Consider the following 18,849-nt stretch of genomic DNA (forward strand, 5'->3'; position numbering starts at 1 on the left):
GATGGCCGAGTTCACCATGCCCTCGCTCGGCGCGGACATGGACGAGGGCCTGCTGCAGGAGTGGCTCGTGGGTCCAGGGGACCTGGTACACAAGGGGGACGTGGTCGCCGTCGTGGAAACCGACAAGGCAGCCATCGAGGTCGAGTGCTTCGAGTCCGGCACCGTGGGACGAGTGCTCGTCCAGCCGGGGACCCGAGTGCCAGTGGGGACACCACTCGCGGTGATCGAAGGCGAGGCCGCGCCTGAAGAGCCGTTGAGGGCCGGCGCGGAGCCGGTCGCCTCAGTGACCGCCGAGGCTGTGCCGCGGTCGACAATCCGCGTCCCCGCGCACGCGGAGGCGGAGCAGGAGCCGGCCGCACAGCCCGAACACCCGCAACCTCGGCGGACGGTGCTCCGCGAGCCGAGGCCCGACCAGAAGCCTGTAGGCACGGGGTCCAGGACCAAGCCTGCCAGGCAGCCCATGCGCACATCGGACAGCTCCACACAACTACCGCCGACGCTGGATGCCGAGGCCGCATCAGCCATCGGGGCGGGACCGCTGGTACGGCACCTCGCGCTGCGGCGGGGCATCGATCTGACCGCCGTGCACGGCACCGGACGCGGCGGACGGATCACCCGTGCCGACGTGGAGCGCGCCGCGCCCACCCCTGTGCCAAGAGTGCGGGCCACCCCGTACGCCCGGCGGCTCGCCCGGGACCTCGGCATCGACCTGACAACGGTCAGGGGCACCGGGGACGACGGAGCCGTGCGCGCCGCCGACGTACACACGGCCACGCGCGCACGCACCGGACGGCACGAACCGGAGCGGGCGCCTGAGCGCCGGCGGGACGGCGAGCATCATGGGCACGTGGCCGTGCCGGCCGACAGCCGCACGGATGCCATGCGCCGTGCCATCGCGGACCTCATGAGCCGCTCCAAGCGGGAGATCCCTCACTACTACCTGTCGACCACGATCGACCTCACGGCGGCCGAGGACTGGCTGCGGCGGTTCAACCGTGGCCGTCCGCCCACCGACCGCCTCCTTCCCGCGGCCCTCCTGTTGAAGGCCGCAGCCGCAGCAGCACATGAGGTGCCGAGCCTCAACGGCTACTGGCAGAACGACGGATTCGTCCCCGGCCCCGCGGTCAACCTGGGTGTCGCGGTGTCGCTTCGGCAGGGCGGACTGCTCGCGCCGGTCATCCACGGCGCCGACACACTGTCACCCGACGCCCTCATGGCCGGCCTCAAAGACCTGGTCCAGCGCGCCCGCCGGGGACGGTTGCGCGGCAGTGAGATGTCCGGCGCCACCCTGACCGTCACCAATCTGGGCGACCAGGGCGTGGAGACCGTGTTCGGTGTCATCCATCCGCCTCAGGTGGCCCTGGTCGGCTTCGGCGCGGTCGTCGAGCGGCCCTGGGCCGCTGGCGGCATGCTCGGTGTGCGTCCGGTGGTGACCGCGACCCTGGCAGCCGACCACCGGGCCACGGACGGTGCTGTAGGGGCGCGCTACCTGACGGTGGTCGACCGACTGCTGCAGAGACCGGAGGAGTTGTGAGTCAGATGAAGCCCCTTACCGACGCGGAAGCCCTGTCGGTGGTCAAGGAGTCGATCACCCGGATCATCCCCGACGCGGACTTCACACTGGTCGAAGCGGACGACAAGTTCCGTGACGTGCTCGAACTCGATTCGCTCGACTTCCTCAGCCTGGTGGAACTGCTCTCCGAGCGCACAGGAATCCGTATCGACGAGGAGGACTACCCCGAGCTGACCACGCTGTCCGACACTGCACGGTTCCTGGTCGACAGGTCGACGGAGCCGAAGGACAGGACCAGCCCGGCAACGTGAACCCTGGCATCGGGCAGCCCCGTCGGGCTCCTGCCGATCGGGAGAGTTCACTCACGGTGCAGCACGACCTTGAGGGCTCCCGTGGTATTGCCGCGTGCGAACACCTCGTAGGCGTCTTCCATCCGGTCCAGACCGAAGGTGTGGGTGACGAGCGGAGAGACGGGCAGGCGCCCGAACCTCATCAGGTCGAGCAGCCACGGCGTGGAGGACGTGTCCACCTGACCGGTGCTGATCGTCACGTTCTTACGCCACAGGGACTCGAGATGCAGCGTCGCCGGTCTGCCGTGCGCGCCGATGTTGGCGATGTGCCCTCCGCTTCGGACAGCGCGCGTACACAGTACGAAGCCGTCCGGATCCCCTGACGCTTCGACGACCACGTCGGCACCCGGCCCATCGGACAGGTCGGCGATCATCTTCCCCGGCGATTCGGCGAGATCCGCCCCCACGCGGAGGGCGGTCTCCAGCCGGGCGCCGGCCAGGTCCACCACGATGATCCTGCGGGGTGAGTAGAGCCGCGCAACGACTACGACGGCGAGACCGACGGGACCCGCGCCCACCACGACGACCGTGTCTCCCGGGCTCACATGTCCGTTCCGCACGCCGACCTCGTAGGCGGTCGGGAGGAGTTCGGCGAGCAGCACCGCGTCGTCGAACGGGAGGTCGGTGGGGCGTGGAGTGAGGGAGTGATCGGCGAAGGGCACCCGTACCAATTCGGCCTGGGTACCGTTGATCAGACTCCCCAGGATCCATCCGCCGCCCCCGTGGCACTGCCCGTACATGGCGTCACGGCAAGCCCTGCAGTGGCCGCAGGCCGATACGGACGACACGATCACCTGGTCCCCGGGGCGCAGGTAATGGACCTCCCCACCAACCTCCACGACCTCGCCCACGGCCTCGTGGCCGAGGACCGTCCCCGGCTTCACCTCAGGGAGGTCTCCCCGCAGGATGTGCAGATCACTGCCGCAGACGGTCGTGGCGTCGACGCGCACGATCGCGTCGGTCGCCTCCTCGATCGCAGGGTCCGCGACGGTGTCCCAGGAGGTCTGTTGCCGGCAGTGATAGACGAGCGCTCGCACGGTACTCACTCCCTCGCTCTCCCGCCTCCACGGTCACCCCACTGTGCACCCGGGCACACGGCCACCCGTGCAGCTCAGTCCGGCTCCATGTAGGGGCGCCGGAAGACAGGGGCCTGACCGGCGCCCCATGGGCGCACGGCTGTCAGCGCCTGGGCGACCGCGGATTCCAATGGGCCGCTGGTGTCGACCGTGACGGCTTCGGGCCAGGGCGATTCCCTGGCCGCCATGGCGGCGGCGATGTCGGGGCCGGCATCGGATGTGCCGGCGGCGCGCGTGGTCAGGCGGGCCGCCGACACGGAGTCCGGCACGTGGCAGTGCAGGGCCACCAGGTCGGCGCTGGTGTGTTCGGCCACGCGCAGTGCCGCCTCACGCTGTCCCGCATCTGACCAGGTGGCATCCAGAACGACGGGCTCGCCGGAAGACATCAGGGCGGCTGCACGATCGAGCAGGGCGGCATAGGTCTTGGCCGTCCACTCCGATGTGTACAGGCCGTCGCCGTAGCCGGCCGCAGCGGACTGTTCCGCGGGGATACCGGCAAGCTCCTTGCGGAGCCGGTCGCTGCTGAGCAGGGTGACTCCCAGCCGGTCAGCCAGTGCTCCGGAAACGGTGGACTTACCACTGCCAGGCAGTCCGCCGACGAGGGTCAGCGAGACGGCGGAGGTGCGCAGGTGGCGCAGCGCCATCGAGGCCAGCCGCCGCGCTGCCGCCGCCGCGCCGGGCGCCCCCTGCCGGGCCTGGATCAGGGAGACCTTGGCGCGGACGAACGCGCGGTAGGCGACGTAGTGGTGCCACAGGGAAGGGGGCGCGGGATCTCCGGAGTACTCGCCGTACTGGCCGAGGAAATATGCCGCGGCCTCCGGGGCGCCGAGCTGTTCCAGGTCCATGGCGAGGAAGGCGGCGTCGTCCAGGCCGTCGATGTAGCGGAGATGGTCGTCGAACTCCAGGCAGTCCAGGACGCGAGGGCCGTCGTCGAGGCAGAAGATGTCCTCGGCGAGGAGGTCACCGTGGCCGTCGATCACCCGTCCCTGCTCTATGCGGGAGTCGAACAGCCGCTTCCGGCCGGCCAGGTAGCGGCGAACCAGCCGCTCGACCTCGGTCACCCCGTCGGGGATGACGCCTTCGGCGGCCAGTGCGCGGACCTGTGCGAAGCCGGCATCCCAACGCGACAACAGCGAGTCCCGCGTGCCTTGTTCGTCCACGTCGCGGCCACGGGGCGCGGCCGCGTGCCAGCCGGCGAGGTGCCGGGCGACGGTCCGGAGGACGTCGTCGACAGCGGCTCCTTCTCGAACCAGGTGGGAGAGGCGGCGATCCGCCGGCATGCGACGCATCACCACGACGGGTTCGGACTCCTTCGCGTCAGGACTGCGGAACTCGCCCAGACCCAGGTAGACGTCGGGGGCGAAGCGGCGGTTGAGAGCGACTTCGCGCTCGCACGCAGTCCGGCGAGCCGCCACCGATGTGTAGTCCAAGAACTCCAGATCGACCGGTTTCTTGACCTTGTAGGCGCGGTCGCAAGCGAAGAACACGATCGCCGTGTGGGTCTCGAACACCTCTGCGCGCGGCAGCGGCTCGCCGTCGTACCGGGCACCGGTCCGGAGCGCGGACGCATCGGCCCGAGGCGCCGACCGCGCCGATGTCCCGCGGCCGCCGGACTCAGTCATGAGGGACGACGGCGACGGGGCAGCGCCCGTGATGAATGGCGGCCTGCGCCACGGGACCCAGGTGCGGCGCCAGACCATGACGATGTCGGCGACGGCCCACGACCAGCAGCGCGGCGCCTTCGGCGGCCTGTACGACGGCCTTGGCGGGGCTTGCGAGACGAACGCTGTCGGCCACGTCCACCCGCGGGTACTTCCCCCGCCACAGGTGGAGCGCCTCGCTCAGCTGCTTGTACGCATCCCGCGTCATCTCTCCGGTGACCTCGTGGTCCACGCCCCAGGGCACCCGTGCATGGAGCGGCACGCTTCTGCCGTGGACGGCCAGGAGAGGAATGCCCCTGGCCGCAGCGGTATGGAAGGCGAAGTCGAGCAGGGCGTCGGAGGATCCGTGCAGTTTCAGGGCCACGACCACACGGCTCGCGGGTGTCAGGTGCGGTCCCTGTTCCCGGGGTTCGGCGCGGACCAGCACCACCGGCCGTTCCGCCCGTGCCACGACGGGCATGCTGACGTCCCCCAGGAAGTAGCTCTCGACGGGCTCCAGCCCACGCGAGCCCAGCACCGTCATCTCCGACTCCGACGCTGCTTGGAGCAGGGCGTTCTGAGCGTCGTCGGCAACCAGGTTCCCGACGATGGACAGGTCCGGGTGGCGCCCCTGAAGCTCTGCTCGCGCGGTGTGGACGAGACGCTTCGCCCAGTAGTTCTGATCGACTTCCGACGGGACGCGGGCCGGTTCCGGCGCCAGCAGCGGCCACGCGTGCAGCAGGCGCAGGGTGAGCTTGCGCTTCTCTGCCTCGTCGGCGGCCCAGCGGGCAGCAGCAAGGCTCTCGGGCGAACCGTCGAGGCCCACGGTGACGGCTGGTTGCATGGCGGCGGCCTCCTGCTCATAAGAAGCTGGAAATGACGGTGGACGAGTCCGATCGAGTGGATGGTCCGAACATCGCCTCCGTGCCGAGCGCGGTGCGTTCTCTCATTCGAGGATCACCCGATCCCCTCCGCGACGCATGTGGACCTGTGGAGGAGGGGCCGGAGGCGTGGAATCCGGCACGAGAGGAGACAGGGGCGGTGACGATTCCCGTGGTGGTCGGCGTCGACGGATCCGAGGCGAGTCTCGAGGCGGTCGACTGGGCCGCCGACGAGGCGGTCCGGCATGGAGTGCCGCTCCACATCCTGCACGCGGCTGCCGGCGGTCACGAAGCGTCGGACCTGATCAGAGCTGCCTCGGAACGGGCCAGGCAGTCCGCCCCCAGGGTGCGGCTGTCGAGCGAGGTGTCGCAGGAGGACGCGGCCTCCGCCCTGATCGACAAGGGGCGCAACGCCTTCGCGTTGGTCCTCGGGTCCAGAGGGCTTGGAGATCTCGCCGACATGCTCCTGGGGTCGGTCAGCCTCGCCGTGGCTGCGCGAGCCGACTGTCCGGTCGTCGTGGTCCGCGGCGAAGTGGCTCACCGGGATGCCCGGTCCGGGAACATTGTCGTCGGCGTCGAGGACGAGAAGAGCAGCGGCACGGCGCTGGAGTTCGCGTTCCGCGAGGCCCAGGCGCGGCGCTGTCGGCTGGTGGCAGTGCACGCCTGGAGCGCCCCGTCCGGTGCTTTCAGCACACCTCAGGCTCCGTCGTGGCCCCTAGAGGCGCACCCGCAACCGCCTGCACAAGTGCTCGACGACGCCCTGCGCGTCGCGGGGCGGGACCGCGACGCCCAGGTTGAACGGCGCCTGATCGAGGCACCGGCGCGCCAGGCATTGCTGGAAACGGCGTCAGGAGCGGACCTGCTGGTCATCGGCGCCCGCCCGCGACTTGTGCATCGGGGCCTGCAACTGGGCCTGATCAATCACGCGCTACTGCATCACGCGTCTTGTCCCACTGCGGTCGTGCCGCAGATATGACCGTCGCCTGCTGAGGTTGACCGCGTCGACAGCCGACCGCTCGGGGCCGAACGCCGGTCCCGCAGGGACTTTCGGCCCCGTGACCGAAGCCCGCTGCTGTTCGATGGTGGACAAGGCGGGGGGAACGGACCAGCAACGTGCTGGAGGCCGCACCATGAGCGCACCCGGTTCGCCGTCCGCATCCGGTCCCCCCCGGCCGCGCAAAGAGGACGCGCCGCATGGGGCGAACCCGCTGAGGCGTACGTCCGACAGGTTCGAATCCTGGTTCCGCCGCGTGCTGATGCTCTTCCTCGTCCTCGGACTGCCGATGGCGGCGCTCAGCGCGGGGCTGACGGCGTACGAGTCATCCATGCGCACCGTGCATGCCCAGGCTGCGGAACGACACGAGGTCACCGCCCGACTCGCGTCCAACGTCCTGGGCGATGACCGTTCCAAGCAAACGGCGCAGATCCGCTGGACCGAGCGGAACGGCGTTGTGCGGACGGGAACCGCCCTCGTGGAACCGGGAACATCCAAGGGCGCCACCGTGCGGGTGTGGGTGGACCGCGACGGAACCATCACCGCTGCACCGATGAACGCGGTCACCGCGAAGGCCAACGGCTGGTTCGTGGGCGGTATGACGGCACTCTGTGTGGTCGCCGGGTTCTACGCGGCGCGAGCAGCCATGTGTCTGGCCCTGGATCGGAGAAGGTACGCGCAGTGGGACGTTGAATGGGACCTGGTGGAGCCGCTGTGGTCCGGGCGCTTCCGCCGGTGACTGACGGGCCGGAGTGAGGAGGAAGGCAATGTCGCACACGGCTGAGTGGAAGGTTCGTCTCCACCTCTTCGAAGACGATGACGGAACAACGAAGGCGCACGTGGTCCTGGACACCGGCACCACGGCGCTCACCGGCCACGGAACCGCGCACTGCAATCCGGCAGACACGAACGTGCCGGAGATCGGTGACGAACTGGCCGCAGGCCGGGCCATGCACGACCTCGCCCACCAGCTGCTGAACGCCGCCGGAAACGACATTCAAGGCGTGGAGACGCGCCAGCCGGGCACCGTTCAGCCCGCCGGATGGCCTATGTGAAACCCGGCGGATTCAAGAAGGATCATCCACGGCAGATCCCGTGTGACACCTCGGAGGCGGCTCCCCGCAACCGTGCCGGCAAACCCTCGTCAGGTGCCGGTCGGGGAACGGCGGGCGTCGTCCGTCCTGTACGCGATGTGGCCGGCGACCGAAACAACGCCGTCGACACCGCGGCACAGCTGCTCGATGACGGGGATCAGGCTCCGGAACTCCACGGCGCCGCCGAGTTCGACCCGCCCCTCGCGGACCTCGACCCTCACCTCCGAGGGATCGATCCCCATCGTGCGCCGCAGCAATTCCCCGGTGATCTCCTCGCGGATGGCGTCGTCACGGCGCAGGAAGATCCGCAGCAGATCACCACGGCTGACGATGCCCAGGAGCCGGTCCGCCTCGTCCACCACAGGCAGCCGCTTGACGTGCTGGGCCTCCATAAGGCGTGCGGCCTCGACCACAGTCCATTCCGGACGTGCGCACACTGCGGGAGCCGACATCAGTTCCTCGGCCCGGGAACCCTCGGCCTTGGCCCGCTCCCAGGCCTCCAGGTGCGGAACGGGGGCCCTGCCCGACGGATCGGCCTGGTCGGCGCTCTTTCGCAGCAGGTCGGCTTCGGACACCACACCCATGGGGCGCTCCAGATCGTCCACCACGGGCACGGCGGTGACGTCGTTCTCCGCCAGCAGCCTGACCAGCTCCTTGAACGGCGTGTCAGGCCGTGCCCGGACGACGTTCCGGGTCATGAGCTCCTCGACCGTTCGGTGGTGCATGTCGCCTCCCGGATACGGGCCGCCCGCCTCGCGGATACGGGGCTCGCGTCACATGCGGCGGTGTGTCTCGCGTGGCAGGTTGGATACAGCACCATTCTGAGCAGAGGACGGCGATCATGCGAGCTCACCTCGGCGACCAACTCGTCATCGAAAGTCCGATGACTGACGGCGCCAAGCGCGACGGCGAGATCATCGGGCTCCACCACGAGGACGGGACACCTCCCTACGACGTGCGGTGGTCGGACACGGACGAAGTGACGCTGGTCTTCCCCGGGCCCGACGCGCACATCCGCCATCTCGAGCACGGACAGCCCGGGACCACCCATGAGACACAGCCGTATACGGGTGATGCGGAGCCTGCGCCTGCAGCCGGCTCGCCGACCGGGACACCCAACCCCGGCGACATGGGCCGACGCGTGGGCGTCGAGCGCCGCAGACAGGGCCTCACCCTGGAGGAGACAGCCCGCCGAGCCCGAATGTCCCCCCACTACCTGGCTTACCTGGAGGAACGGCCCGCCGACCCCACGATGGCGGCTCTCATCAGGCTGGCAGACGCACTCGGCACCACAGCCACCGCTCTGCTCGGCGGAGGCATGGATCTCCCGCCCGGCCAGGGCCACGCCCTCCTGCAGCCGCAGCTGCGGGACCTCGACCCGGACGAATGCCGCACGCTGCTCTCCACGCACGGCGTCGGGCGCGTCGCAGTGTCGGCGTCCGACGGCCGCCCGGCGGTCGTCCCCGTCAACTACGAGGTGGTCGATGAAGCCATCGTCTTCCGAACCGCGCCTGACTCGGTGGCCGCAGCAGCCGTGGAAAGGGAAGTCGCCTTCGAGGTCGACCACGTGGACGAGGCTCTGAGCCAGGGCTGGAGCGTGCTCGCCGTCGGCCCCGCGAGCGTCGTGACCGAGCCCGACGCCGTGCGCAGGCTCACCCGACACGCCCACACCACCCCATGGGCCGGCGGGGAACGCGAGATGTGGGTGTCGATCCGGCCCACGAGCCTCACTGGCCGTCGCATCACTCCGGCCGCTCAGTAGACGCCGATGCGCCGACGAAGGCCGGCCCCTCGACCGACCTTGGAGGGGAGGCTCCGCTACTGGTGCTGCTCGCGAGCGACCGGTTGACCGGCGGCGCGGCGTCGACGGGGATCTCAATGCGCTGTGCCTGGCCGTCCATCAGCGGCGCAGCGGCCGCTGCTCACTTCGTGGTCTCGCGTCCGGCCGAGGCGGCGTCCTCACCGCTGAGCCGTGCCTCGACGCCCACCACGCCGTCCAGAGCGCGGACGAGGCGCTCGGCGACCCAGATGAGCGAGGTGTCGTGGACGCGGCCTCGGAGCGTGACGACCCCGTCCTTGACGGACACGTGGATGGCGTGACTGACCGTGGAGAACAGGTAGGACACCACGGTGCGGCGGACTTCCTCCTCGATGTCCTCGTCCGATCGCAAGAAGACCTTCAACAGATCGCCTCGGCTGACGATGCCCGACAACCTGTCCTCGTCATCGACCACGGGCAGTCGTTTGACGTGCTCTTTGGCCATGATTCGGGCTGCCTGGGCCAAGGTGACGTCGGGGCGGACCGTGACCGCGGGCGTGCTCATGAGCTCCTCAGCAGTCAGCGCCTCCGCCTTGGCCAGGGCAGACCGGCGACGGATCCGATCGTGGCGGGTGAGTCCGTAATCCCGGAACTCCTCCTTGGGCAGCAGGTCGGCCTCGGAGACCACACCGACGACCCGCCCCTCACCCCCCACGACCGGAACGGCACTGACCTGCCGCTGCCCCATAACCCGCGCGATCTCCTTGAACCCGGCATCGCGCCCGACGGCCACCACGGGCAGGGTCATCACATCGCTCACGATGTGCGGAGCGTCAGACATGTCCTATGTCCTTCAGGGGCGTACCGGAGTTGGTCAGGCGGTATGACTCCAGCATCTCTGCGACCTGGTGGACCGCAATCCGGCCGGAGGCCGCCCGATCCGAGACCCGGTCGGGGTGTCGCGGCGGTACTCGGACGGTGCGACGGTATTCACAGGGGGTCTCTCGGCAGCCGGACGGAGAAGGCGGTGGCAGCGATGGAACTCCCGCTGGTCGTGGGCGTCGACGGATCGGACTCCAGTCTGCTGGCGGTCGACTGGGCGGTGGACGAGGCGGCACGGCACGGGGTGCCGCTGCGCCTGGTCCATGCCTCGCTGTGGGAGCGATACGAGGGAGTCCAACCGTCCTTCAGCACCGACCGTCCTGCTGAGGCGGTACTGGCGCAACACATCATCGCTTCCTGCGTGGAACGTGCCCGGCGTCGCAATCCCGCGGTGAAGGCGTCGGGCGAGGTACTTCCCGACGATGCCGCGTCCGTGTTGCTGCGGGCGGGACCCGAGGCGTTCGCCCTGGTCACCGGCTCTCGTGGACGTGGCGAAATAGCGGGGCTGCTGCTGGGATCGGTCAGCCTCGCGGTGGCGGCGCACGCCGCGTGCCCGGTCATCGTGGTCCGTGGCGCGGAACGGAACCTCCGTGGGCCGGCCGGCCGGGTCGTGGTGGGGGTCGGGGACCCCAGCGTCGGCGCGGGTGCCGTACGGTTCGCCGTCCGCGAGGCCGACGTGCGCGGGTGCGCTCTGACGGCCGTACGGGCCTGGCGCAACCCGGCCCACGAGCCCGTGGACCACATGCTGATCGCCGACGACGCCGCCCGGCTGCGCGAGGAACGGGCCTCGGCCGGCCTCGACGACGCCCTGCGCGAGGCCGCACGGGACCATCCCCGGGTCGACATCCATCGCCGACCGGTCGAAGGCTCCGCCCACGGGGCCCTCCTGGAGGCATCGGCCGAAGCCGACCTGATCGTCGTCGGCGCCCAGCGCCGGCACGGTCACTTCGGCCTTCAGCTCGGCAGGGTCGCCCACGTCCTACTGCACCACGCGGAATGCCCGGTCGCCGTCGTTCCCCAACGGGTCTGAAGCTCACCGCGCAGGCCCGGGCCCAACGGCCCCCGGAGGAGAGGGAAGGGCGGCGGATGTCGGACTGGATATGGGAGTGGACGGGCTACGACCCCGCTGCCGAACGGTTGCGCGAATCGCTCTGCACACAGGCCGCGTCCTGCGCCTCCATCTCTTCCACGTCCTGCAGACGCTGTCACCGCATACCGCGGATCTGGACGTGGGAGTGCCCGCCCGGGGCCTGCACGGCGAGGCGTACCGCGGTCACGTCTTCTGGGATGAGCTTTTCGTCCTGCCGTATCTCAACCTGCACTTCCCGGAGGTCTCCCGGGCACTGCTGAACTACCGCTACCGGCGCCTCCCGCGGGCCTGCCGGACGGCCGCCGCGACCGGCCGGGCCGGGGCGATGTACCCCTGGCAGAGCGGCAGCGACGGTCGCGAAGAAGCCCAGGAGTGGCATCTCAATCCGCACTCGGGGCGCTGGCTGCCCGACCAATCCCGGCTTCAGCACCACGTCGGCTCCGCCGTCGCCTACAACGTGTGGCAGTACTGCGAAGCCACTGGCGACACCGACTTCCTGCACACCAAAGGCGCGGAGATGCTGCTGCAGATCGCCCGCTTCTGGGCGAACCTCGCGGCCTTCGACCCCGACACGGACCGTTACCGCATCCGCGGCGTCGTCGGCCCCGACGAATACCACGACGCCTACCCGGGTGCCGCCCTGCCAGGGCTGGACGACAACGCGTACACCAACGTCATGGCCGCCTGGGTGCTCACCCGCGCCGTGGACCTCTTGCGGCGCCTTCCCGCATGGCGCCGTGAGGAACTGTTCGATCGCGTCCGGCTGGACAGCGACGAACTCCCGAGGTGGGAGGAGATCTCCCGGCAGTTGCGGGTGCCGTTCCACCAGGGCGTCATCAGCCAGTTCGACGGCTACGACGACCTCGCCGAGCTGGATTGGGAGGCCTACCGTGCGCGCTACGACAGCATCCGCCGGCTGGACCGGATCCTCGAGGCCGAGGGCGACACGGTCAACCGCTACAAGGCGTCCAAGCAAGCCGACGTCCTCATGCTGGGCTACCTGTTCTCGCCCGCCGACCTGCGGCACCTGTTCCGGCGCCTCGGGTACGACCTGGACGACGAGATCTGGTGCAGAACCGTCGACTACTACCTTCAGCGCACCAGCCACGGCTCCACACTCAGCGAACTCGTCCACGGGTTCGTCCTCGCCAGAGCAAGACGGGCCGAGGCATGGCAGTACGTCCGCGAGGCCCTGGAGGCGGACATCGCCGACATCCAGGGCGGCACGACCGGCGAGGGCATCCATCTCGGGGCCATGGCCGGGACCCTCGACCTGGTCCAGCGCGGCCTGACGGGACTGGAGCCACGCGAAGACGCCCTCTGGCTGGACCCGGTACCTCTTCCGGCGCTCTCCGAGTACGGGTTCTCCCTGCGCTATCGCGGTCACTGGGGTGTCGGCGTACGGCGGCGGAGCGGGCAGCTGGAGATCGGTGTGCCCGACTCGGAGGAGACCCCGATCCGCGTGGTGCTGGCAGACCGGGCCGTGACCATCGCGCCCGGGGAGACGTGCACGCTCGTGCTGCCGGAGAGTTGATCCACGCAGATGGGCGTGCTGCTGGTCACCGGTTGCGGCACAGGGCTTCCACCCGCTGTGCCGCCTCGCCGTAGAGCCTGTCGATGTGGTGGCGACTCGCCCTCAGGAGCAGGTGCACGGGCGGCTTGGGGTCGACGGCGACAGTCCAGGTGGCGGATGTCCTCGTGTTTGTGGCCGACGTCAGGGGTGGTGCGGCTGGGCCGCCCCGAACGGCACGAACAGCAGGCCGGGCCGGTAGAGGTGGTCGTCGTCCTGGTCGATGACCGTGATCCGGTACTCGCACTCGTCCTACGTGCGACACAGCCGGTTGGCCGTCATAGTGCCGGCCGTTCCGCCGCCGAGAAACACGCTCTATGTGCCCATGTCCCCACTGTCGTGCGGAGATGAGCGCGAGGCATGGGTCACTGGTCCCGAGCCGAGTACCCACCTGGGTATGTCGTCGACCCGCCCCGACGACCCCCATGGCCCGCTTACCCGCCCCGAACCCCCTGACGAAATACCCGGCAGGGTGTATCGCCGCGCCGACGCAGACGAGGGCCGAACGGTCCCCGGCGCACCCTGTCGGCCTCTCGATCCGCCGCGCCCTGCGCGGTCGACTGGAATCCGCAGCAGCCGACACCAGCGAGAAGGGCCCGGCCATGACCGGCAGCACACCGCAGACCCTCAGTACCGACCAGCCGCACAACCCGGACGTGCACCGTTTGGAGGTCGCCCACGTCGACCAGGACGCCTACACCGTGGAGATCCGCGGACACCGCCTTCGGGTCGATCAACCCACCGAGGCCGGCGGCACGGACACCGCACCCACCCCCACCGAACTCTTCGCGGCCTCCCTGGCCACCTGTGTGGCCTTCTACGCGGGCCGCTACCTCCACCGCCACGGCCTGCCCCGCACCGGACTGCGCGTCCGCACCGAGTTCACCATGGCCGCCGACCGCCCGGCCCGCGTCGCCTCCGTGCGCCTCGTCGTCGTCCCACCGCCGGAACTTCCCGAGCAGCGCCGGGCGGCCCTGCTGGCGGTGGCCTCGCACTGCACGGTCCACAACACCCTCCACCAGCCGCCTGAGATCGACATCGAGCTGGAGCCGTGAGCACGACCCTGACACCGGCGTTTCTCCGGACTGCAATGCACCACGGGCTCCGCGCAGGACTCGTCGGGCTCCGGCTGCTTCGGGCGGGCCGTTCTCCTGGGTGGCGCGTGCCCGCGGTGCGCGGGAGAGCGGGGCCGGGTCCGACTGCCAGGACCGCTCCGGGCGGGATGGCGGGGATAGACGAGTGGCGTCAGGCGGGCGGGCGCAGTCACGGCCGCTCGTTCTGAATGCTGATCTCCGCCCAGATCGACTTCCCTCCGGCCCGGTGGCGCGTGCCCCAACGCTCCGCGAATTGGGCGACGAGCAGCAGGCCTCGCCCGCCTTCGTCGAACATGCGGGCTCTCCGCATGTGGGGGGCGGTGCTGCTGCCGTCGGAGACCTCGCAGATGAGTGCGGTGTCGCGGATCAGGCGCAGCTGAATGGGAAGGGCGCCGTAGCGGATCGCGTTGGTGACCAGCTCGCTCACCACCAGCTCGGCGGTGAAGGCGACCTCCTGCAGACCCCAGTCCGCCAGGCGACGGGAGACCTTGTCACGGGCGCCGGCCACGGCGGCCGGGTCGGAAGGCAGATCCCAGGTGGCGACCTGGCCTGTGTCGAGGGCTCGGGTGCGTGCGACGAGCAGTGCCACGTCGTCCGACGGCCGTGCGGGAAGCAGTGTCTGGATCAGGTCGTCGCAGGTGGCCTCCAGCGAGCGGACGGGCCGCTGCAGGCGCTGGCGCAGCAGCGCCATGCCGCTGCCGAGGTCGTGTTCGGGGACCTCGATGAGACCGTCCGTGTACAGCACGAGGAGGCTGCCTCGGGGCAGCTCCCATTCGACCGCTTCGAAAGGCAGCCCGCCCACGCCCAGCGGAGGGCCGACAGGAAGATCGACGAACTCCGCCGTGCCGTCGGGCGTGACCACGGCGGGCGGGGGATGGCCTGCACCAGCGACGGTGCAGCGGCGCGACACCGGGTCGTAGACCAGGTACAGACATGTGGCGACGAGATCGGTGCCGATCTCGAGCTCGGGATCCGTGGCGGTGCTCTCCTCCTCCGCCCCGAGGTGGGTGACCAAGTCGTCGAGGTGGACGAGGAGCTCCTCGGGAGGCAGGTCGACGTCCGCCAGAGTACGTACCGCGGTCCGCAGCCGCCCCATGGTGGCGGAGGCGCGCAAACCATGGCCCACTACGTCTCCGACCACCAGGGCGACCCGGGCGCCCGACAGCGGGATCACATCGAACCAGTCGCCGCCCAGCCCAGCCCGGGACCGAGCCGGGAGGTAGCGGTAGGCCACCTCCACCGCTTCCTGGGCGGCGGCCCGCTGCGGAAGCAGACTCCGTTGCAGGGCCAGCGCGGTCGTCTGCTCACGAGTGAAGCGGCGGGCGTTGTCCACGGCCACGGCAGCGCGTGCGGCAATCTCCTCGGCGAGGAGCAGATCGTCCTCGTCGAAGGACTCCCGGCGCCGGTGGCGGACGAGTACGGCCACCCCGAGCGTGATTCCGCGGGCGCACAGCGGAATGACCATGATCGAATGCATCCCGAGGGCCCGGACCTTCGCTGCGCGCCGAGGGTCGTCCGTCTGCCAATTCTCGATGGCTTCGTCCAGGGTGTGGTGCAGCGAGGACCGGCCCGTGACCAGGCAGCGGGCGGGGGGCGAGGATTCCGGGTAATAGTCCACCTCTCCCGGCCGGATCACGGACTCGGGTATGCCGGAGAGGACGGACTGTTGCGCGGCGCGACGCAGGGCGACGGAACCCTCGGCGGAAGGACTGGGCTCGCCGCCGCTGAACAGAGAGTCCAACAGGTCCACGCTGATGAAGTCGGCGAGCCGACCCACCGCCACGTCGGCCATTTCCTGGGCCGTGCGCGTCACATCGAGGGTGCTGCCCACCTGTGTGCTGACGTCGTTCAGAAGGACGAGCCGCTCCCGGGCCCAGTGCTGTTCGCTGACATCAAGCGCAATGAGCTGCACGGCTCGCACCAGCCCTGCCGAGTTCCTGAGGGGGGACACGGTGACGGCCCAGAACCTTTCGCGGGCTCCGCGCCGCGGTCGGCCATGCACGTGAAATCGCTCCGGCTCTCCCGTATCGAACACCCGGCTCATGCCCTCTTCCACGGTGTTGCAGATGTGGGGAGGCAGGATGTCGGTGACACGCCGACCGCGCATCTGATCCTCCGTGAGTCCGAGTTCCCGGGCCGCGCCGACGCTCCCTCGCAGGGCCCGCAACTCGGTGTCGTAGATCATCACAGGCAACAGGCACTGCGCGAACGCCTCCTCTGTCGTCGCCTCCTCCCTTTGTGGATGTGACGGTGTGGCCAAGATGAGCCACTGTGCGTTGCCGTCGCGGTCGAGCGACGCATAGGCATGCAGCTCGGCTTCCATGTCGTGGCCGTCCTGGTGTCGCAGCAGGGTGGTCCCGCTCCGCCCCTCCAGAACCGCGGAAGAGTCCGCCGTGACGTCGGCGTTGCAGCCGAGCAGACGCGCCGCGGGACGCCCTACAACGTCCTCGTACGGGTACCCGAGCATCCGCTGGGCGCCGGCACTCCATCCCGTCACGGTCCCCCGCGCGTCGACGACTGCCGTGGCTGAGGTGGCCGGATCCGGAAGCTGACCGGAGCCGTCCCCAAGGGGGGTGGCATTCTCCATGTCCATTCATCGCCCATCCTGCCCCCGGACTCTCGGGCCCGGGGAGACACTGCAGCGGCCGCAGGGCGGCGAAACGTCGGATCCCGTCGTGTCGTCTCCTTCCCTCCCTCCCTTGTATCTCTCCTCGCACGCATACGCAGGTCGACGGGCGGCGAGGAGGAGGGTTGAGGAGAGACGTCGCACCGAGATTGCCGCATACCCGCCGGATGAGGCACCTGGGCCCCGAGAAAACGAGTCGGCCGTGGCCGTTCTCAGCGAGGCTCCCCCTGACCTGGAGGCGCTGGAGCGCGAGGGCCGGACGGCCCTGCGCGCGGGCAAGGCGCAGCTGGAGGAACGGCTCGGCAGCGCGGTCCGGCACGGTGCGGTCGCGGCGGCGCGCATCACCGGTGCCGGGGGCGCGCGCTGGTGCCGCTGCAGGTCCTGAGGGGTGTCGACCCGCTGGCCTCGCTGGCCGGAGCAGGTACGGCGCCCCGGGGCATACGGCGAGGACCGTGCGCCGTTCCTTCACGCCTCTGGTCAGCTCGTCCGGAATCGTGCCCTACCCCACGATGGCGGCCGGGTTCGTCTATGTGGTGATGTTCGGCCTGATGTTCGGCGATGCCGGGCACGGGCTGCTGCTGGTCGCCATCGCGCTGCTGCGGGCGGGCCGACCGCGCCGAGTGGCGTCGCTGCGCCCGTTGTGGCCCTTCGTCGCCGGGGCAGGGCTGACCGCCGCCCTGACCGGCGTGGCTGCGGCGGGACCGGTGCATCGAGGAGGAACCCAGCTCCGCTCGTGACACCCCGCCCTTTCGGCCGCGCACCAAATGCCGACAGCCACTGCGGCACGCGCGCGAGGGCGCCGTAAGGGAGTACTCACAGGCGCTCCGAAATACCCCCGGGGGTACTCGTGTTACGTTGGTAAACACATACCCCCCGGGGTAATCATCGGGAAGGTGACATCTCCGTGTTCTTCATCGACACCATTGAGCTCGAGGGCCTCGGCAACCGCGGCTACCTGGCCGGCGGCAGGCAGACGGCCGTTGCGGTGGACCCACCTCGAGACTTCGACCAAGTGCTGACGGCAGCGGCCCGGCGCGGGGTGCGGATCTCTCATGTGGTGGAAACCCACATCCACAACGACTACATCACCGGCGGTCTGGAGCTGGCGCGAGTGACGGGAGCCGCTTATCTGGTGCCGGCCGGCGCGCGGGTGTCGTTCGCGCGAGTGCCGGTGGCCGACGGCAACACCGTCACCGTCGACGCCGGACTCGAGCTGCGCGCCGTCGCCACCCCGGGTCACACTCCGCACCACACCTCGTACGTGCTGCAGGAGCAGGGGCAGCCGGTGGCCGCGTTCACCGGCGGGTCACTGCTGATCGGCACGGTGGGCCGGCCCGACCTGGTGGAGCCTCGCCTGACCGAGCAGCTGGCCCGCGCTCAGCACGCTTCCGCGCACCGTCTGGCGGCCGAACTGCCGGACGAGACGTCCGTGCTGCCCACGCACGGCTTCGGCAGCTTCTGCTCCTCCGCGCAGGCCGAGGGTGACGCCACCACCATCGGCAAGGAGAAATCCGTCAACACGGCGCTCACCACGGACGTGGACTCCTTCGTCGCCCGGTTGCTCGCCGAACTCGACGACGTGCCCGCCTACTACGCTCACATGGGCCCCGCCAACGCCGACGGCCCCGCCCCGGTGGACCTGACTCCCCCGGCCGTCGCGGACGCCTACGAAATCGCCACCCGCCTCGCGGCCGGCGAGTGGGTCGTGGACCTGCGCAACCGGGTCGCCTTCGCCGAAGGCCACGTCGCCGGATCGTTCAACTTCGAGGCCGACGGCAAGATCGCCACCTACCTGGCGTGGATGATCCCATGGGGCAAGCCGGTCACCCTACTCGCCGAGTCCCCCGAACAGCTGGCCGCCGCCCAGCGCGAGCTGGTCCGCGTCGGCATCGACCGGCCCGCGGCCGCCGCGACCGGCACACCGCAGGAGTGGGTGCCCGAGGGCGACTCCCTCACCTCCTTCCCCCGGTCCACGTTCGCCGGCCTGGCCCAGCACGGCACGGACGGCATCGTCGTCCTGGACGTACGCCGCCACTCCGAGCGGGCCGACGGGTACATCGACGGCTCCGTGCACATTCCGATCCACCAGATGCACAAGCGGCTCGGCGAGGTCCCGGCGGGCACGGTGTGGGTGCACTGCGCCGGTGGCATGCGGGCCGGCATCGCCGCCTCCCTGCTGGACGCCGCCGGACGGCAGGTCGTGGCCATCGACGACGGCTTCGACTCCGCCGCCGACGCCGGACTGACCATCGTCACCGGCTGAATCGTTTCCCCTCCGCT

The 18,849-nt window shown here is 70.1% G+C and carries 17 protein-coding genes and 1 pseudogene; 12 read left to right on the forward strand and 6 right to left on the reverse strand.

Features of this window, described 5'->3' with window-relative positions:
* Position 1: 1 nt before the first annotated feature.
* Both OG390_RS02445 and OG390_RS02450 read left to right on the forward strand, forming a co-directional pair.
* Positions 2-1,534, forward strand: a complete 1,533-nt coding sequence (locus tag OG390_RS02445; protein ID WP_406164769.1) for a dihydrolipoamide acetyltransferase family protein — start codon at positions 2-4, stop codon at positions 1,532-1,534.
* A 5-nt stretch (positions 1,535-1,539) separates the two neighbouring features.
* On the forward strand, positions 1,540-1,824 hold the full coding sequence (locus OG390_RS02450; protein WP_406164770.1) for an acyl carrier protein: 285 nt from the start codon (positions 1,540-1,542) through the stop codon (positions 1,822-1,824).
* 47 nt (positions 1,825-1,871) lie between these two features.
* Here the strand turns inward: OG390_RS02450 and OG390_RS02455 are convergent, their stop codons facing one another.
* The 3 genes from OG390_RS02455 to OG390_RS02465 all read right to left on the reverse strand — a co-directional run bounded on the left by OG390_RS02455 (position 1,872) and on the right by OG390_RS02465 (position 5,423).
* A complete protein-coding gene (locus OG390_RS02455; RefSeq protein ID WP_406177455.1) occupies positions 1,872-2,900 on the reverse strand; it encodes an alcohol dehydrogenase catalytic domain-containing protein in 1,029 nt (342 codons plus the stop codon).
* A 74-nt stretch (positions 2,901-2,974) separates the two neighbouring features.
* Positions 2,975-4,450, reverse strand: a complete 1,476-nt coding sequence (locus OG390_RS02460) for an AAA family ATPase (RefSeq protein ID WP_406177457.1) — start codon at positions 4,448-4,450, stop codon at positions 2,975-2,977.
* Positions 4,451-4,553: 103 nt separating this feature from the next.
* Positions 4,554-5,423 (reverse strand): universal stress protein, encoded by an 870-nt coding sequence (locus OG390_RS02465; protein WP_406164771.1) that lies wholly within the window; start codon positions 5,421-5,423, stop codon positions 4,554-4,556.
* A gap of 197 nt (positions 5,424-5,620) precedes the next feature.
* On the opposite strand from OG390_RS02465, the gene OG390_RS02470 reads away from it, so the two are divergent.
* The 3 genes from OG390_RS02470 to OG390_RS02480 all read left to right on the forward strand — a co-directional run bounded on the left by OG390_RS02470 (position 5,621) and on the right by OG390_RS02480 (position 7,509).
* A complete protein-coding gene (locus OG390_RS02470; RefSeq protein WP_406164772.1) occupies positions 5,621-6,436 on the forward strand; it encodes a universal stress protein in 816 nt (271 codons plus the stop codon).
* A 154-nt stretch (positions 6,437-6,590) separates the two neighbouring features.
* Positions 6,591-7,193: a hypothetical protein gene (locus OG390_RS02475; protein ID WP_406164773.1), complete on the forward strand. Its 603-nt coding sequence runs from the start codon at positions 6,591-6,593 to the stop codon at positions 7,191-7,193.
* 28 nt (positions 7,194-7,221) lie between these two features.
* Entirely contained in the window at positions 7,222-7,509 is a 288-nt protein-coding gene (locus tag OG390_RS02480; RefSeq protein WP_406164774.1) for a DUF1876 domain-containing protein, read from the forward strand.
* Positions 7,510-7,598: 89 nt separating this feature from the next.
* Here OG390_RS02480 and OG390_RS02485 read toward each other — a convergent pair whose 3' ends face one another.
* A complete protein-coding gene (locus tag OG390_RS02485) occupies positions 7,599-8,273 on the reverse strand; it encodes a CBS domain-containing protein (RefSeq protein WP_406164775.1) in 675 nt (224 codons plus the stop codon).
* Between the two features lie 116 nt (positions 8,274-8,389).
* On the opposite strand from OG390_RS02485, the gene OG390_RS02490 reads away from it, so the two are divergent.
* The gene (locus OG390_RS02490) at positions 8,390-9,310 is read left to right on the forward strand and encodes a pyridoxamine 5'-phosphate oxidase family protein (protein WP_406164776.1); all 921 of its coding nucleotides are present in this window, start codon (positions 8,390-8,392) and stop codon (positions 9,308-9,310) included.
* A gap of 160 nt (positions 9,311-9,470) precedes the next feature.
* Here the strand turns inward: OG390_RS02490 and OG390_RS02495 are convergent, their stop codons facing one another.
* Entirely contained in the window at positions 9,471-10,148 is a 678-nt protein-coding gene (locus OG390_RS02495) for a CBS domain-containing protein (RefSeq protein ID WP_406164777.1), read from the reverse strand.
* A 195-nt stretch (positions 10,149-10,343) separates the two neighbouring features.
* On the opposite strand from OG390_RS02495, the gene OG390_RS02500 reads away from it, so the two are divergent.
* From OG390_RS02500 to OG390_RS02510, 3 genes and pseudogenes are all read left to right on the forward strand, one after another.
* A complete protein-coding gene (locus tag OG390_RS02500) occupies positions 10,344-11,219 on the forward strand; it encodes a universal stress protein (protein ID WP_406177458.1) in 876 nt (291 codons plus the stop codon).
* Between the two features lie 127 nt (positions 11,220-11,346).
* Positions 11,347-12,813 (forward strand): annotated as a pseudogene (locus tag OG390_RS02505) (glycosyl hydrolase family 65 protein); the annotation flags it as partial.
* A 638-nt stretch (positions 12,814-13,451) separates the two neighbouring features.
* A complete protein-coding gene (locus OG390_RS02510) occupies positions 13,452-13,904 on the forward strand; it encodes an OsmC family protein (protein WP_406164778.1) in 453 nt (150 codons plus the stop codon).
* 208 nt (positions 13,905-14,112) lie between these two features.
* Here the strand turns inward: OG390_RS02510 and OG390_RS02515 are convergent, their stop codons facing one another.
* Positions 14,113-16,536, reverse strand: a complete 2,424-nt coding sequence (locus tag OG390_RS02515) for a SpoIIE family protein phosphatase (RefSeq protein WP_406164779.1) — start codon at positions 16,534-16,536, stop codon at positions 14,113-14,115.
* 235 nt (positions 16,537-16,771) lie between these two features.
* Here OG390_RS02515 and OG390_RS02520 point away from each other — a divergent pair, with 235 nt between their 5' ends.
* From OG390_RS02520 to OG390_RS02530, 3 genes are all read left to right on the forward strand, one after another.
* Complete coding sequence (locus OG390_RS02520) at positions 16,772-16,954, forward strand: hypothetical protein (protein ID WP_406164780.1); 183 nt, start codon at positions 16,772-16,774, stop codon at positions 16,952-16,954.
* A 67-nt stretch (positions 16,955-17,021) separates the two neighbouring features.
* Positions 17,022-17,306, forward strand: a complete 285-nt coding sequence (locus tag OG390_RS02525; protein ID WP_406164781.1) for a hypothetical protein — start codon at positions 17,022-17,024, stop codon at positions 17,304-17,306.
* 167 nt (positions 17,307-17,473) lie between these two features.
* Positions 17,474-18,832, forward strand: coding sequence for a rhodanese-like domain-containing protein (locus OG390_RS02530; protein ID WP_406164782.1), 1,359 nt, complete (start codon positions 17,474-17,476; stop codon positions 18,830-18,832).
* Positions 18,833-18,849: the final 17 nt, after the last annotated feature.

This window comes from Streptomyces sp. NBC_00996, from assembly GCF_045162675.1.
GTDB lineage: Bacteria > Actinomycetota > Actinomycetes > Streptomycetales > Streptomycetaceae > Streptomyces.

Excerpts from the sequence above, each read along its gene's own strand:
- OG390_RS02500 (WP_406177458.1), top strand. The coding sequence starts at position 10,344 with ATGGAACTCCCGCTGGTCGTGGGCGTCGACGGATCGGACTCCAGTCTG.
- OG390_RS02510 (WP_406164778.1), top strand. The coding sequence starts at position 13,452 with ATGACCGGCAGCACACCGCAGACCCTCAGTACCGACCAGCCGCACAAC.
- OG390_RS02485 (WP_406164775.1), bottom strand. The coding sequence starts at position 8,273 with ATGCACCACCGAACGGTCGAGGAGCTCATGACCCGGAACGTCGTCCGG.
- OG390_RS02515 (WP_406164779.1), bottom strand. The coding sequence starts at position 16,536 with ATGGACATGGAGAATGCCACCCCCCTTGGGGACGGCTCCGGTCAGCTT.
- OG390_RS02495 (WP_406164777.1), bottom strand. The coding sequence starts at position 10,148 with ATGTCTGACGCTCCGCACATCGTGAGCGATGTGATGACCCTGCCCGTG.
- OG390_RS02450 (WP_406164770.1), top strand. The coding sequence starts at position 1,540 with ATGAAGCCCCTTACCGACGCGGAAGCCCTGTCGGTGGTCAAGGAGTCG.
- OG390_RS02465 (WP_406164771.1), bottom strand. The coding sequence starts at position 5,423 with ATGCAACCAGCCGTCACCGTGGGCCTCGACGGTTCGCCCGAGAGCCTT.
- OG390_RS02480 (WP_406164774.1), top strand. The coding sequence starts at position 7,222 with ATGTCGCACACGGCTGAGTGGAAGGTTCGTCTCCACCTCTTCGAAGAC.
- OG390_RS02490 (WP_406164776.1), top strand. The coding sequence starts at position 8,390 with ATGCGAGCTCACCTCGGCGACCAACTCGTCATCGAAAGTCCGATGACT.
- OG390_RS02475 (WP_406164773.1), top strand. The coding sequence starts at position 6,591 with ATGAGCGCACCCGGTTCGCCGTCCGCATCCGGTCCCCCCCGGCCGCGC.
- OG390_RS02445 (WP_406164769.1), top strand. The coding sequence starts at position 2 with ATGGCCGAGTTCACCATGCCCTCGCTCGGCGCGGACATGGACGAGGGC.